This is a genomic window from Streptomyces sp. NPDC085927 (assembly GCF_044540975.1).
Lineage (GTDB): Bacteria > Actinomycetota > Actinomycetes > Streptomycetales > Streptomycetaceae > Streptomyces > Streptomyces hirsutus.
In genome coordinates this window covers 747,836-762,425 of record NZ_JBITSN010000002.1, presented here as the reverse complement: position 1 = coordinate 762,425, position 14,590 = coordinate 747,836, and the positions used below count along the sequence as shown (strand labels likewise).

Here is a 14,590-nt window from a genome sequence, read left to right as displayed (position 1 = left end):
GGATCGCGGAGTGACGGGGTAGGCGGGGCGCCCGGCCGGGGCGATGTCTCCGGTCCGACGGCCCGGGTGTCCGGCGGCTCAGCGCGCGTAGGGGTTCTGCGCGGGCGAGGAGTACGGACTGCCGGGGGTGCCCTGGGCGTACGGGGACTGCGGGTAGGCGTAGGGGTTCCCCTGTACCGGGAGGTGCGGCTGCCCCGGACCGGGCGCCGGTACCGGGTGCGCTGCCGGGGCCGGTGCGGGGACCGGCAAAACGAGTCCCGGGAACGGGCCCTGGGTCGCCGGGTGGTCCGCCAGCCGGACGCCGTAGCGACGCTTGAGCCGCCGCAGTTCCAGCAGCGCGATCCCGGTGACCGTCAGCGGGGCGGCCAGGATGAAGACGATGCCCAGGGCCAGCCCGAACCCCTTCAGATCACCGGTGATCAGGTCCGGCAGGGCCATCAGCCAGCAGGTGACGACGGCGAGCAGCGCCGGCAGCGAGCGGTGCACGGCGCCCGTGCCGAAGAAGTTCCCGGAGACCCGCAGCGCCGCGGCGAAGACGAAGACGACCAGCCACAGCATCACCAGGCAGAGGACCAGGAACAGCCCCAGGTCCTCCCTTCCGAGCCCGAGCATCACCCATGCCAGCAGCACCGGGACGGCGAGGGCGCAGACGAAGAGCAGCAGCAGCTTGAACGCGTCGGCCAGCGGTACCCGCAGCTCCCGTACGGTGCCGGTGCGCCGCCACACCAGGAGCATCACGCCGACCGTCAGCGGGGTGAGGAACAGCAGGACCACGGCCGCGGTCAGCGTGTTCGTCAGCAGCTCCGTGAAGTCGAATCCGCCGACGAGGAAGGTGTACACACCGAGGGTGGCGGCCAGTCCGGCGATGATCCGGATCCGTTTGAGCCGTTCGATGGACGGATCGAGCGACTCGGGGATCCATGCGGGATGGAAGAGTGCCCGCGCCACCTGATGGGGCTTCAGGAACGATGCCGCCTTGAGTCTGCCGCCTGTCCAACTCCCGCGTGTACGACCCAACTTGAGCGCCCCCGAACGTTCGCCGCAATGACTGACACCATGATCGACGGGGGATTCTACGGGAAGCGGGCGACAGTCCGTCGCCCGCTTCCCGCTCCGCTCTCAGCTCCGGCCGCGCAGCTCCCGGTAGGTGGCGACCAGGGCCCGGCTGGAGGCGTCCAGACCGGGCACGTCAGCGCCTTCGGTGAGCGCGGGCTCGACACGCTTGGCGAGCACCTTGCCGAGCTCCACGCCCCACTGGTCGAAGGAGTCGATGTTCCAGATCGCGCCCTGCACGAACACCTTGTGCTCGTAGAGGGCGACGAGCTGGCCGAGGACGGACGGCGTCAGCTCGCGCGCGAGGATCGTGGTCGTGGGGTGGTCGCCCTTGAACGTCTTGTGCGGCACCAGTTCCTCGGGCACGCCCTCGGCGCGCACCTCGTCCGGCGTCTTGCCGAAGGCCAGGGCCTGCGTCTGGGCGAAGAAGTTGGCCATCAGCAGGTCGTGCTGCGCCTTGAGTTCGTCGCTCAGCTCGGCGACCGGCTCGGCGAAGCCGATGAAGTCCGCCGGGATCAGCTTCGTCCCCTGGTGGAGCAGCTGGTAGTAGGCGTGCTGCCCGTTGGTGCCCGGCGTGCCCCAGACGACGGGACCGGTCTGCCACTGGACCTCGCGCCCGTCCCGGCCGACGTACTTGCCGTTGGACTCCATGTCGAGCTGCTGGAGATAGGCGGTGAACTTCGACAGGTAGTGCGAGTACGGCAGGACCGCGTGCGACTGGGCGCCCAGGAAGTTGCCGTACCAGACGCCCAGCAGGCCCAGCAGCAGCGGCACGTTGGACTCGGCCGGGGCGGTGCGGAAGTGCTCGTCGACGAGGTGGAACCCGTCGAGCATCTCCCGGAAGCGGTCCGGGCCGATGGCGATCATCAGCGACAGGCCGATCGCCGAGTCGTACGAGTAGCGTCCGCCGACCCAGTCCCAGAACTCGAACATGTTCGCCGTGTCGATGCCGAAGCCGGCGACCTTCTCCGCGTTCGTCGAGAGGGCGACGAAGTGCTTGGCGACGGCGGCCTCTCCCCCGTCGAGCGCGTTCAGCAGCCAGGTCCGTGCGGAGGTGGCGTTGGTGACCGTCTCGATGGTGGTGAACGTCTTGGACGCGATGATGAACAGCGTCTCGGCCGGGTCCAGGTCGCGGATGGCCTCGTGCAGGTCGGAGCCGTCCACGTTGGACACGAAGCGGACCGTGAGGTCGCGGTCGGTGAAGGCGCGCAGCGCCTCGTACGCCATCGCGGGACCGAGGTCGGAGCCGCCGATGCCGATGTTGACCACCGTGCGGATGCGCTTGCCGGTGTGACCGGTCCACTCACCGGAACGCACGCGGTCGGCGAAGGCGGCCATCCTGTCGAGAACGGCGTGCACGCCCGGGACGACGTTCTCCCCGTCGACCTCGATCACCGCGTCGCGCGGCGCCCTGAGGGCGGTGTGCAGGACGGCCCGGTCCTCGGTGGTGTTGATCCGCTCACCGCGGAACATGGCATCGCGCAGCCCGAACACGTCGGTGGCCGCGGCCAGTTCGCGCAGCAGCCGCAGGGTGTCGTCGGTGACGAGGTGCTTGGAATAGTCGATGTACAGGTCACCGACCCGGAGCGTGTACGCGGTCCCCCGGTCGGGGTGGGCGGCGAACACCTCACGCAACCGCAGGTTCCCGAGCTCCTCGCGGTGCTTGGCCAGTGCGGTCCACTCGGGAGTCTGGTCGAGCCTGGTACGGCCGTCTGCGTTCATCTCGGACTTCAGCCTTCTTCCTTGCTGCCTGTGCTGCGTATCCGCCCCGCTGCCGGTTCCAACCTAATTGATCAGAGGTGGACATCACCTGTCGTGACGCCGTCGTGGGGCGCAACAACAGATACGGCTGTCCGGCCCCCGGGTATTCAGCGCGGCGACGGGCAGGAGGTCCGTCGGGCCGGGCTACGGGCAGGACAGGCGGGAGAGGCAGGGCCGAGGACGGGGCCGCGGGCGGGAAGAGGGAGCCGGCTGCGAGCAGCCGGACATGAACACGGCACAACGCGGACACGGCTCAGGGACGGCACGGTGCGGCGCAGGCCGCCTGGCCGCCCGCACACCGCACGGGCCCGGCCGGCCGTCGGCTCCCGAACCGAACCGGACCGAACGGCTAGATCTCGCCCCGCAGTTTGGCGAGCGCCTCGGCGAGGATCGCCTCACCGTCCGCGTCGCTGCGCCGCTCCCGCACATAGGCGAGGTGCGTCTTGTACGGCTCCGTACGCGGCGGGTCCGGGGGGTTCTCCCGGTCCTGGCCGGCCGGGAAGCCACAGCGGGGGCAGTCCCACGTATCGGGTACCTGCGCGTCGCTCGCGAAGCTCGGCTGGGTCTCGTGCCCGTTGGAGCACCAGAAGGAGAGGCGCAGCCGCGGCGCTGACTCACCGCGTTCGGCCTCACCCATCGGCCCCGCACCGACCCGGCTTCCCCGGATCGCGTTGCCACTTGCCACGGTTGTAACTCCCTGCGTGATGGCGCGGCGGAGCGAGTCGGCGTTCCGCTTCGCTGCGAGCGCCTCAGTCTACGTAAGGCCCAACGCGCGTCCAGTGATTGGAGTTACCGCTCCCCTATCCAGACGCAAGCCCCATGATAGGCCGCGCTGTGCTGCGCGTACCGGACATGGGGCCTTACGTGGGGAATGCGCACCCGAGGCGGGCGGATGGTCCGCCGGGATCTTCGGCTCGGATCAACCCGTCTTCATCATGATGCCGAGCGTGATGATGCAGACGGCCCAGAGCAGCCCGACCACGACGGTGATCCGGTCGAGGTTGCGCTCGGCGACCGAGGAGCCGCCGACGGAGGACTGCATGCCGCCACCGAACATGTCGGAGAGACCGCCGCCCTTCCCCTTGTGCATCAGCACCAGCAGCATCAGCAGCAGGCTGAAGACGATCAGGGCGATCGAGAACCCCAAAACCACGGCTGGACCAACTTCCTCGGATTCGGATGGGACGACGCGGGGTCCAGCTCAGGACTGGACCCCGCAAGGGTACGACGGATCGCGGCTAGCGCCTACTCACTGGTCGCGAAAGCGGATGATCTTGACGAACTCGTCCGCGTCCAGCGAGGCACCGCCGACCAGCGCGCCGTCGATGTCGGCCTGCGCCATGATCTCGGCGACGTTGCCCGACTTGACCGAGCCGCCGTACTGGATGCGGACCTGGTCGGCCACTTCCTGCGAGTACAGCTCGGCGAGCTTGCCGCGGACGGCGGAGCAGACCTCCTGGGCGTCCTCGGCGCCGCAGACCTTGCCGGTGCCGATGGCCCAGACGGGCTCGTAGGCGATCACGACGGACTCGGCCTGCTCGGCGGGCACGTCCTTCAGACCGCCCTCGACCTGGGCGAGGGTGTGGGCGACGTGGTTGCCGGCCTCGCGGACGGCCAGTTCCTCGCCGACGCACAGGATCGGCGTGATGCCGTGCTTGAACGCGGACTTGACCTTGGCGTTCACGAGCTCGTCGGTCTCGGCGTGGTACTGCCTGCGCTCGGAGTGGCCGACCGCCACGTACATGCACTTCAGCTTGGCCAGCATCGGGCCGGAGATCTCGCCGGTGTAGGCACCGCCGTCGTGCGCCGAGATGTCCTGGGCGCCGTACCTGATCTTCAGCTTGTCGCCGTCGACGAGGGTCTGCACGGAGCGCAGGTCGGTGAAGGGCGGCAGGACGGCGACCTCGACCCCCTCGTAGTCCGTGTCGGCCAGGGCGAAGGCGAGCTTCTGGACGTGGGCGATGGCCTCGAGGTGGTTGAGGTTCATCTTCCAGTTGCCCGCCATCAGCGGGGTGCGGCCTTTTTCAGCAGCGGTCATTGAGGGTCAGTCCTCCAGTGCGGCGAGGCCGGGGAGCGTCTTGCCCTCGAGGTATTCGAGGGAGGCGCCGCCTCCGGTCGAGATGTGGCCGAATGCCTTTTCGTCGAAACCCAGGATGCGGACGGCCGCGGCGGAGTCGCCGCCGCCGACCACGGTGTAGCCCGGGGAGTCGAGGAGAGCCTGGGCGACCGCTTTGGTGCCCTCGGCGTAGTCGGGGTGCTCGAAGACGCCCATGGGGCCGTTCCAGAAGACGGTGGCCGCGTCGGCGAGCTTCGAGGCGTAGAGCGTGCAGGTCTCGGGGCCGATGTCCAGGCCCATTCGGCCGGCCGGCATGGCGTCCGCGGCGACGACGGCGGGGTGGGCCGGTGCCTTCGTCTTCAGGTCCGGGAACTCCTCGGCGACCAGGGTGTCGACCGGCAGCACCAGTTCGACGCCGTTCTTCTCGGCGCGCTCCAGGTACTCGGTGACGGCGGACAGCTGGTCCTCCTGGACCAGCGACGTGCCGATCTCGTAGCCCTTGGCCTTGAGGAAGGTGTACGCCATGCCGCCGCCGATGAGGATGCGGTCGGCCTTGCCGAGCAGTTCGTCGATGACGGCGAGCTTGTCGGAGACCTTGGCGCCGCCGAGGGCGACGACGTAGGGCCGCTGGACGTCGTCCGTGAGCTTCTTCAGGACGCCGACCTCGGTGGCGATGAGGAAGCCGGCGGCGTGCGGCAGGCGGGCCGGGAGGTCGTACACGGACGCGTGCTTGCGGTGCACCGCGCCGAAGCCGTCGCCCACGTAGAGGTCGGCGAGGCCGGCCAGACGGTCGGCGAAGGCGCCGCGCTCGGCGTCGTCCTTGGCCGTCTCGCCGGCGTTGAAGCGCAGGTTCTCGAGGACCGCGACCTGTCCGTCGGCGAGGCCGGCGACGGTGGCGGTGGCGGACTCGCCGACGGTGTCCGTCGCGAACGCCACGTCGGCGCCGAGGAGTTCACCCAGGCGGGCGGCGGCCGGGGCGAGCGAGAAGGCGGGGTCCGGGGCGCCCTTGGGGCGGCCCAGGTGCGAGGCGACGACGACACGGCCGCCCGCTTCGGCAAGAGCCTTGACGGTGGGCAGCACCGCGCGGATGCGGCCGTCGTCGGTGATGGTGGTGCCGTCCAGCGGCACGTTGAGGTCGGCGCGGACGAAGACCCGCTTGCCCGCGACCCCTTCGGAGAGGAGTTCGTCGATCGTCTTCATGAAGGGACTCCTGGAGAAGAGCTTGTGTTCGCTCGTGATCGCTCGTGATCGGAAGCGGTCGACCGCTCCGATACGTGCGTCAGGGCTCGGACAGCGCGTTGGCGCGCCGGCCGAGCCCTGCACTCATATCAGGCGGTCTGCTCCACGATCAGAGCTGGTTGCCGACGAAGACCGTGAGGTCGACGAGGCGGTTGGAGTAGCCCCACTCGTTGTCGTACCAGCCGATGATCTTCACGCTCTTGCCGTCCTGGACCATGGTCAGGGACGAGTCGAACGTGCAGGACGCCGGGGCGTTGACGATGTCGGAGGAGACGATCGGGTCCTCCGTGTACTCGAGGAGACCCTTGAGCTCACCCTCGGCGGCCTTCTGGAAGGCGGCGTTGACCTCTTCCTTGGTGACCTCGCGGCCGAGCTCGACGACCAGGTCGGTGACCGAGCCGGTCGGGACCGGGACGCGCATCGCGATGCCGTCCAGCTTGCCCTCGAGCTGCGGCAGCACCAGGGCGGTGGCCTTCGCGGCACCGGTCGTCGTCGGGATGATGTTCTCGGCGGCGGCACGGGCGCGGCGCAGGTCCTTGTGCGGGAAGTCCAGGATGCGCTGGTCGTTCGTGTACGCGTGCACCGTCGTCATCAGGCCCTTGACGATGCCGAAGTTCTCGTCGAGCACCTTCGCCATCGGCGCCACACAGTTGGTGGTGCAGGAGGCGTTGGAGATGACGTGGTGGTTCGCCGGGTCGTACTTGTCCTGGTTGACGCCCATGACGATGGTGACGTCCTCATCCTTGGCCGGAGCCGAGATGATGACCTTCTTGGCGCCACCGGTGATGTGCTTCCCGGCGTCGGCCTTCTTGGTGAAGATGCCGGTCGACTCGATGACGATGTCGACGCCCAGCTCGCCCCACGGGATGTCGGCGGGGTTGCGCTCGGAGAGCACCTTGACCGTCTTGTCGCCGACCGTGATCGTGTCGGCGGTGTGGGAGACCTCCTGCTTGAGGCGGCCCAGAATGGTGTCGTACTTCAGCAGGTGGGCAGTGGTCGCGGTGTCACCCAGGTCATTGACGGCCACGATCTCGATGTCTGCGCCCTGCTCGAGCAATGCGCGGAAGTAGTTCCGGCCGATGCGGCCAAACCCGTTGATGCCTACGCGGATCGTCACGAACCGATCTCCTCGTTGGTGCGCCGGCACAAGTCGCCGGCGAGCTGTATGGGATGTCCCCGACCACCCCCGACCCTACCTCTCCGGGGCCACGCCCGTGACATCGAGTCGGGCCATACCCGGCAGGCCGGCCCTTACCAGCCAGTAGGGTACGGACCGCCCAGGCCGAGGGCCCTTGTCCGGCCCGTCCGGCAGGGCGACTTGACCGGGGACGGAAGCCCTTCCCGGGGTCCCGTCACCGTGCCGGAGTCCGCGGAGGAGCCGCCCGCCCGCCCTCTCACCGGACCGGCTTTCGGCCGGCTGCGGCCGATCGGTGAGCGGGGCGCAGGAGGTCTTGGCGGTGGGGGTTCGCCGGCGGGCGCCTGCGGTCGGCGCGTCCCGTCCGGGCCACTCGTCCCGGACGGGACGAGTGGCCGGGGCAAGTGGCCGACAAGGCCGCCCCCGCCGGACGGGAGGGCGTCAGCCGACGAGGTTGTCGGCGAGTTCCTCGCCGATGTTGGCCTCCGTGCCCGGGATGCCGAGGTCGGCGGCGCGCTTGTCGGCCATCGCGAGCAGCCGGCGGATCCGGCCGGCCACGGCGTCCTTGGTGAGCGGCGGGTCGGCCAGCGCGCCCAGTTCCTCCAGCGAGGCCTGCTTGTGCTCCATGCGCAGCCGCCCGGCCGCGGCGAGGTGCTCGGGAACGTCGTCGGCGAGGATCTCCAGGGCACGCTGCACCCGGGCGCCGGCGGCGACGGCCGCGCGGGCCGAGCGGCGCAGGTTGGCGTCGTCGAAGTTGGCCAGCCGGTTCGCCGTGGCGCGCACCTCGCGGCGCATCCGGCGTTCCTCCCAGGCCAGCACCGAGTCGTGCGCGCCGAGCCGGGTGAGCAGGGCGCCGATGGCGTCGCCGTCCCGGACGACGACCCGGTCCACGCCGCGCACCTCGCGGGCCTTGGCCGCGATGGACAGGCGGCGGGCGGCACCGACCAGGGCGAGCGCGGCCTCCGGGCCGGGGCAGGTCACCTCGAGGGAGGAGGAGCGGCCCGGCTCGGTGAGGGAGCCGTGCGCCAGGAACGCTCCGCGCCAGGCCGCCTCGGCGTCGCAGGTGGCCCCCGAGACCACCTGCGGGGGCAGACCGCGGATCGGGCGGCCCCGTCCGTCCACCAGGCCGGTCTGACGGGCCAGCTGGTCGCCGCCCGCGACCACCCGGACGACGTAGCGCGAGCCGCGGCGCAGCCCGCCCGGTGCCATCACGATCAGTTCGGAACTGTGTCCGAAGATCTCCATGATGTCCCGCTTGAGGCGGCGGGCGGCCATCGCCGTGTCCAGCTCCGCCTCGATCACAATGCGTCCGCTCACCAGGTGGAGGCCGCCGGCGAACCGCAGAATGGCGGAGACCTCCGCCTTTCTGCAGCAGGTCCGCGTGACGGGGAGCCGGGAGACCTCGTCCTTCACCGCTGCCGTCATCGCCATGGGCCGATCCTTCCATGCATCCGAAAAATACGGTCGTACGCGGCGGCCAGCAGCTCCGGGTCGTGCCGGGGGCTTCCGTCGGGCCGGGCCACCGGCGCCAGCTCGACCGCGGCGCCGAGCCGCTTGGCGGCGTCGGTCAGCAAGTCGCGGTCGGGCACGGCGGCCTCGTCGGCCAGCACCACGTCCAGGGCGAGTTTAGGGGCGTGTCGTCCCAAAACCTCCACATGACGCTGCGGGGAGAAGCCCTCGGTTTCTCCGGGCTGCGGGGCGAGGTTCAGGGAGAGCACCCGGCGCGCCTTGGTCCGGACGAGCGCGTCCAGCAGTTCCGGCACCAGGAGGTGCGGGATGACCGAGGAGAACCAGGAGCCGGGGCCGAGTACCACCCAGTCGGCGTCCAGGACCGCCTCGACCGCCTCGGGGACGGCGGGCGGGTCGTTCGGCACGAGGTGCACGGACTGCACCTCGCCGGGGGTGAGGGCGACGGTCGCCTGCCCGCGGACGGTGTCCACGGCGTCCGGGCGCTCCGGGTCGTGGCCCTTGACCAGGGCCTGGAGCTCCAGCGGTACGGCGGACATGGGCAGCACCCGCCCGTGCGCGCCGAGCAGCCGGCCCACCAGGTCCAGGGCCTGGACGTGGTCGCCGAGCTGCTCCCACAGAGCGACGATCAGCAGGTTGCCGACCGCGTGCTCGTGCAGGTCCCCCTTGGACTGGAAGCGGTGCTGGATGACCCGGGCCCAGGTCTGGCCCCATTCGTCGTCGCCGCACAGCGCGGCCAGCGCCTTGCGCAGATCGCCGGGCGGCAGTACGCCCAGTTCGTCGCGGAGCCGCCCGCTGGAGCCGCCGTCGTCGGCCACGGTGACGACGGCGGTGAGGTCGCCGGTGATCCGGCGCAGCGCGGCGAGCGAGGCGGACAGCCCCATGCCGCCGCCGAGGGCGACCACCTTGGGCTGGGCGCCCCGGCGTCGCGGTTTGGCGCCGCGGGCCTCGGTCCGCCGTCCGGCGCGCCCTTCGGGCATCGCCCGGCGCAGCCGGTGCAGCCGCGGAGTACGCGCGGTCATTCCCGTCCCATGTCCCGGTGGACGACCACCGTCTCCACGCCCTCCGCGGCGAGGCGGGCGGCGAGCTTCTCCGACATGGCTACCGAGCGGTGCTTGCCGCCGGTGCAGCCGACGGCGATGGTCACATAGCGCTTGCCCTCACGGCGGTAGCCCGCGGCGATCAGCCGCAGCAGCTCGGTGTACCGGTCGAGGAACTCCTTGGCGCCGGGCTGGTTGAGGACGTACGCCGCCACCTCCTCGTTGCGGCCGGTGAACGGGCGCAGTTCCGGGACCCAGTGCGGATTGGGCAGGAACCGCATGTCCACGACCAGGTCGGCGTCGACCGGGAGGCCGTACTTGAAGCCGAAGGACATCACGGTGGCCCGCAGTTCGGGCTCCTCGTCGCCGGCGAACTGGGCGTCCATCTTGGCGCGCAGCTCGTGCACGTTGAGGCTGGAGGTGTCTATCACCAGGTCGGCGTCGCCGCGCAGTTCGCGCAGCAGTTCGCGCTCGGCGGCGATGCCGTCGACGATGCGGCCGTCGCCCTGGAGGGGGTGCGGGCGGCGCACCGACTCGAAGCGGCGCACCAGGGCTTCCTCGGAGGACTCCAGGAAGACGATCCGCCGGGTGACGCCCCGGGTGTCGAGGTCGGCGAGGGATTCGCGGAGGTTGTCGAAGAAGCGCCGGCCGCGGACGTCGACGACGACCGCGATCCGGGCCACGTTGCCCTGGGAGCGGGCGCCGAGCTCCACCATGGTGGGGATCAGCGCGGGCGGGAGGTTGTCGACGACGAACCAGCCCAGGTCCTCCAGACACTTCGCGGCCGTGGAGCGACCCGCCCCGGACATGCCGGAGATGATCACCAGCTCGGGGATCGCCGCCTCGGGGGCCCCGGCCGTTTCCTTGCCCGTACTCACCTGTGCTCCGTCACCTGTTCCGTCGCCGTCGTCCTGCCGTGTCCCGGGACCTGCGTCCCGGCCGGTGCTCCGGACCGCGTCCGTGCCCGTGTCCCGGTCCGCTCCCTGGCCGGTGTCCTGGTGTGTCTCGTGCTCGGTCATCTCTCCAGCCCCCGTCGGTCGTCCGGGGCGCCCGTGGACACGGGCTCCCCGGGAGAACCCCCGGACTTCCCGGGTTCTTCCACGTCGTCCATGCCATCCATATCAACCATGTCATCCATGATCTCGCCCGTCGCCGTGTTCACGGCGGGACCGGCGGGGACCGCTCCGGCGAGGGCCGCGGTGATCGCCTCGGCCGTCTTGCGGCCTATGCCGGGCACGTCGCAGATCTGTTCGACGGTGGCCGCCCGCAGTTTCTTCACCGAGCCGAAGTGCTTGATCAGTGCCTGCTTGCGGGTCTCGCCGAGGCCGGGCACGTCGTCCAGCGGACCGGACCGGAAGCGTTTGGCCCGCTTGACGCGCTGATAGCTGATGGCGAAGCGGTGCGCCTCGTCCCGGACGCGCTGGAGCAGATAGAGGCCCTCGCTGGTGCGGGGCAGCACCACCGGATCGTCGTCGTCCGGCAGCCACACCTCCTCCAGCCGCTTGGCGAGGCCGCACACCGCGATGTCGTCGATGCCGAGCTCGTCCAGGGCGCGGCGGGCCGCCGCCACCTGGGGGGCGCCGCCGTCGACGACCACCAGCTGGGGCGGGTACGCGAAGCGCTTGGGACGGCCGTCGTCCTCGGTGAGCGTGCTCGCGGAGGGTACGGCGGGGTCGCCGGCGGTCCCGTCCGGGCCGGGGACACTCCCGGCGCCGGCGGTCCGGTCCGGGCCCGGGGTCCCGTCCACGCCGGCCGTCCCGGCCATCCCACCGCCGGCCCCGGCCCCGGGCTCCTCGGCGTCGCTCCACTCGCCGGTCCGTTCCTTGTCGGCGAGGTAGCGCCGGAAGCGCCGGGTGATCACCTCGTGCATGGACCGGACGTCGTCCTGGCCGGCGAAGCTCTTGATCTGGAAACGGCGGTACTCGCTCTTGCGGGCCAGCCCGTCCTCGAAGACGACCATGGAGGCCACGACGTCGTCGCCCTGGAGGTGCGAGACGTCGTAGCACTCGATCCGCAGCGGGGCGCTGTCCAGGCCGAGGGCGTCGGCGATCTCCTCCAGCGCGCGCGAGCGTGTGGTCAGGTCGGAGGCGCGCTTGGTCTTGTGCAGGACGAGGGCCTGCTGGGCGTTGCGCTCCACGGTCTCCATCAGGGCCCGCTTGTCCCCGCGCTGCGGGACCCGCAGGGAGACGCCCGAGCCGCGCCGCCCGGTGAGCCACTCCTGGACGGGCTCCACCGGGTCGGGCAGCGCGGGGACCAGGACCTCCTTCGGGACGGCGTCGCCGGTCTCCTCGCCGTACAGCTGCTGCAGGGCGTGCTCCACGAGGGCGCCGGTGGTGATCTCCTCCACCTTGTCGGTGACCCAGCCCCGCTGGCCGCGCACGCGTCCGCCGCGCACGTGGAAGATCTGGACGGCCGCCTCCAGCTCGTCCTCGGCGACCGCGATCAGGTCGGCGTCGGTGGCGTCGGTGAGGACCACCGCGCTCTTCTCCATCGCCTTCTTCAGCGCCCCGATGTCGTCCCGCAGGCGGGCGGCCCGCTCGTACTCCATCTCCTCGGCCGCCTCGGTCATCCGCTGCTCCAGGCGACGCAGATGGGCGCCGGTGCGGCCCGCCATGAAGTCGCAGAACTCCTCCGCGAGTTCGCGGTGCTCCTCGGCGGAGATCCGGTCCACGCAGGGCGCCGAGCACTTGCCGATGTAGCCGAGCAGGCAGGGGCGGCCCGTGCGGGCGGCGTTCTTGAAGACACCGGCCGAGCAGGTGCGCACCGGGAACACCCGCAGCAGCAGGTCCACGGTGTCGCGGATCGCCCACGCGTGCCCGTACGGACCGAAGTACCGGACGCCCTTCTTCTTGTGACCGCGCATCACCTGCACGCGCGGGAACTCCTCGTTCATCGTCACCGCGAGGTACGGGTAGCTCTTGTCGTCGCGGTACTTGACGTTGAAACGGGGGTCGTACTCCTTGATCCAGGAGTACTCCAGCTGGAGCGCCTCGACCTCCGTGGACACCACCGTCCACTCCACGGAGACGGCCGTGGTGACCATGGTGCGGGTGCGCGGGTGGAGCCCGGCGAGGTCCTGGAAGTAGTTCGCCAGGCGCTGGCGCAGACTCTTCGCCTTTCCGACGTAGATCACCCGGCGGTGCTCGTCGCGGAACCGGTAGACCCCCGGCGAGTCGGGGATCTCACCCGGTTTGGGGCGGTAGCTGGAGGGGTCGGCCATGTCTCACACCCTACTGGCGGGGACCGACACAGCGGCGGGGGCGTGCGGCCACCGGCCGGGCACCGCTCCGGAAGGGTTATGACTGGTAGGAAGCGGGAATGTGGGGGGTCCGGCCCCTCGGGCGGGATGCCAGCAGAATGCGGACGCGGTCACGAGTCGGAGGGCTGGTCGGACAATGCGACAGACACGGATCGAGAAATCACGACGGCCGGCCGCCCGTGCCCGCCGGTACGCGGACGAGACGGCCGCCCTCCTCGACTCCCTCGACCCACGCGACCCCGACATCGTGCGCGCCAAGCGCCTGGGGTCGCGTCCGAGGAGCGGCCAGGACGCGGCAGGCCGGTCGTAGGAGAGTCGCAGGGAAGTCACCAGGGAAGCCTTTCGCAGCAGGACGTCAGGGGCCGTGCCGGCCCGAAGGCCGGCACGGCCCCTGACGCGTGCGCGCCGCGCGTGCGCACGCGCGGCGCGCACGCGCGGTGTCCGCTTGTTGGGCGTCAGGTGTTGTCGGGAATTGGTCAACACGCTTCAATGCGGGGGAACTCGGGGCCCTGAACGGCGGCGTACGGATGTGAAGACCCGTCCGCGCCGGCGGGGGAGGGTCCCGGGGTGCGCCGAGCGAACGGCCTGACCAGCCGTTGTGGACATTCAGAGAAAGGCCCCTGCATGCCGCACGCCACACCGCACACGGACACCACCGCGAAACTGGACTCGGCCCTGCGCGGCGGCCCCTTCCATGTCGCCCTGCGGGCCGCGATAGCCGCCCGCGGCCTGCCCCTGCAACGGGTGCAGCACCATCTGTCGCGCCACGGCGTGAAGGTGGGTGTCACCAGCCTCAGCTACTGGCAGCAGGGCGCCCGCCGCCCGCAGCGCGCGGAGTCGCTGCGGGCCGTACGGGCACTGGAGGAGATTCTGGAGTTGCCGGAGGAGTCGCTGATCCGTCTGCTCGCCGAGTCCGACGAGCAGACGCCGGACGGCCGCCCCTCGGGCCGTTCCTACCGCTCGCTGGTCGAGGCCTCGGGCGTCCTGGCGGGGCTGCTGGCCGAGCTCGACGCCCCGCGGGACAGCGGGCTGCAGACCCTGGGGCACCACGAGCGGGTCCGGATCGGGGCGCACCGGGAGCTGGCGGAACGTGAGTCCCACCACATCGTGCGCGCACACCGGGACGGCATCGACCGCTTCGTGGCCGTCCACCACGGCGACCCCGGTTCCGCGCCGGCCCGGATGACCGTGCACTCCCTGGAGAACTGCCGCACCGGCCGCGTCCGCTGGCAGCAGGACACCGGTGTGCTCGCGGCCGAGCTGCTCTTCGACACGCGGTTGCGGGCCGGTGACACGTTCCTGTTCCGGTACGCCGTCGAGGACGGCACGGCCGGCGTCTCGCGCGAGTACCTGCACGGGACGGACTCCCCCGGCGGCCAGTACGCGCTCCAGGTGTGCTTCGACGCCGGGGCGCTCCCGGCGCGCTGCCACCGGTTCACCCAGCACTCCGCGGCGGCACCGCGCGGTGGCCGTCAGGAGCTGGCGGTCAGCGCTCTGCACCGCTCGGTGCACCTGGTCGAGCCGCGCGTGCGCTCGGGGTACGTGGGGATCGGCTGGGACTGGGGCTGAGGCTCGGGGCC

13 protein-coding genes are annotated in these 14,590 nt (G+C 71.0%); 2 read left to right on the top strand and 11 right to left on the bottom strand.

Annotation, left to right across the window (positions count from 1 at the left end; all coding sequences use genetic code 11):
* Positions 1–78: 78 nt before the first annotated feature.
* The 11 genes from ACIF80_RS08405 to uvrC form a co-directional block, all read right to left on the bottom strand.
* Positions 79–948: a hypothetical protein gene (locus ACIF80_RS08405; protein WP_399800952.1), complete on the bottom strand. Its 870-nt coding sequence runs from the start codon at positions 946–948 to the stop codon at positions 79–81.
* 171 nt (positions 949–1,119) lie between these two features.
* On the bottom strand, positions 1,120–2,775 hold the full coding sequence (gene pgi, locus ACIF80_RS08400) for a glucose-6-phosphate isomerase (protein ID WP_399800950.1): 1,656 nt from the start codon (positions 2,773–2,775) through the stop codon (positions 1,120–1,122).
* Between the two features lie 388 nt (positions 2,776–3,163).
* Positions 3,164–3,499 carry an RNA polymerase-binding protein RbpA gene (locus ACIF80_RS08395; protein WP_079034708.1) on the bottom strand — a complete coding sequence of 112 codons (336 nt, stop codon included), beginning with the start codon at positions 3,497–3,499 and terminating at the stop codon, positions 3,164–3,166.
* Between the two features lie 234 nt (positions 3,500–3,733).
* Entirely contained in the window at positions 3,734–3,967 is a 234-nt protein-coding gene (secG, locus tag ACIF80_RS08390) for a preprotein translocase subunit SecG (RefSeq protein WP_399800948.1), read from the bottom strand.
* 96 nt (positions 3,968–4,063) lie between these two features.
* Positions 4,064–4,819, bottom strand: coding sequence for a triose-phosphate isomerase (gene tpiA / locus ACIF80_RS08385; protein WP_399801264.1), 756 nt, complete (start codon positions 4,817–4,819; stop codon positions 4,064–4,066).
* A gap of 39 nt (positions 4,820–4,858) precedes the next feature.
* Positions 4,859–6,070 (bottom strand): phosphoglycerate kinase, encoded by a 1,212-nt coding sequence (locus ACIF80_RS08380; protein WP_399800945.1) that lies wholly within the window; start codon positions 6,068–6,070, stop codon positions 4,859–4,861.
* A 148-nt stretch (positions 6,071–6,218) separates the two neighbouring features.
* Positions 6,219–7,226 carry a type I glyceraldehyde-3-phosphate dehydrogenase gene (gene gap, locus ACIF80_RS08375; protein ID WP_399800942.1) on the bottom strand — a complete coding sequence of 336 codons (1,008 nt, stop codon included), beginning with the start codon at positions 7,224–7,226 and terminating at the stop codon, positions 6,219–6,221.
* 459 nt (positions 7,227–7,685) lie between these two features.
* Positions 7,686–8,675: a DNA-binding protein WhiA gene (whiA, locus tag ACIF80_RS08370; RefSeq protein WP_399800940.1), complete on the bottom strand. Its 990-nt coding sequence runs from the start codon at positions 8,673–8,675 to the stop codon at positions 7,686–7,688.
* Complete coding sequence (gene yvcK / locus ACIF80_RS08365; protein WP_399800938.1) at positions 8,666–9,733, bottom strand: uridine diphosphate-N-acetylglucosamine-binding protein YvcK; 1,068 nt, start codon at positions 9,731–9,733, stop codon at positions 8,666–8,668. The genes whiA and yvcK overlap by 10 nt, the downstream gene beginning before the upstream one ends.
* The gene (rapZ, locus tag ACIF80_RS08360) at positions 9,730–10,770 is read right to left on the bottom strand and encodes an RNase adapter RapZ (RefSeq protein WP_399800936.1); all 1,041 of its coding nucleotides are present in this window, start codon (positions 10,768–10,770) and stop codon (positions 9,730–9,732) included. The genes yvcK and rapZ overlap by 4 nt, the downstream gene beginning before the upstream one ends.
* Positions 10,767–12,971: an excinuclease ABC subunit UvrC gene (gene uvrC / locus ACIF80_RS08355; protein WP_399800933.1), complete on the bottom strand. Its 2,205-nt coding sequence runs from the start codon at positions 12,969–12,971 to the stop codon at positions 10,767–10,769. Before uvrC ends, rapZ begins: the two co-directional genes overlap by 4 nt.
* A 175-nt stretch (positions 12,972–13,146) precedes the next feature.
* On the opposite strand from uvrC, the gene ACIF80_RS08350 reads away from it, so the two are divergent.
* Positions 13,147–13,320, top strand: coding sequence for a hypothetical protein (locus ACIF80_RS08350; RefSeq protein WP_399800930.1), 174 nt, complete (start codon positions 13,147–13,149; stop codon positions 13,318–13,320).
* Positions 13,321–13,634: 314 nt separating this feature from the next.
* A complete protein-coding gene (locus ACIF80_RS08345) occupies positions 13,635–14,579 on the top strand; it encodes a hypothetical protein (protein WP_399800927.1) in 945 nt (314 codons plus the stop codon).
* Positions 14,580–14,590: the final 11 nt, after the last annotated feature.

Coding starts and splice junctions, on each gene's coding strand:
- pgi (WP_399800950.1), bottom strand. CDS start 2,775: ATGAACGCAGACGGCCGTACCAGGCTCGACCAGACTCCCGAGTGGACC.
- tpiA (WP_399801264.1), bottom strand. CDS start 4,819: ATGGCGGGCAACTGGAAGATGAACCTCAACCACCTCGAGGCCATCGCC.
- ACIF80_RS08380 (WP_399800945.1), bottom strand. CDS start 6,070: ATGAAGACGATCGACGAACTCCTCTCCGAAGGGGTCGCGGGCAAGCGG.
- whiA (WP_399800940.1), bottom strand. CDS start 8,675: ATGGCGATGACGGCAGCGGTGAAGGACGAGGTCTCCCGGCTCCCCGTC.
- yvcK (WP_399800938.1), bottom strand. CDS start 9,733: ATGACCGCGCGTACTCCGCGGCTGCACCGGCTGCGCCGGGCGATGCCC.
- rapZ (WP_399800936.1), bottom strand. CDS start 10,770: ATGACCGAGCACGAGACACACCAGGACACCGGCCAGGGAGCGGACCGG.
- uvrC (WP_399800933.1), bottom strand. CDS start 12,971: ATGGCCGACCCCTCCAGCTACCGCCCCAAACCGGGTGAGATCCCCGAC.
- ACIF80_RS08350 (WP_399800930.1), top strand. CDS start 13,147: ATGCGACAGACACGGATCGAGAAATCACGACGGCCGGCCGCCCGTGCC.
- ACIF80_RS08345 (WP_399800927.1), top strand. CDS start 13,635: ATGCCGCACGCCACACCGCACACGGACACCACCGCGAAACTGGACTCG.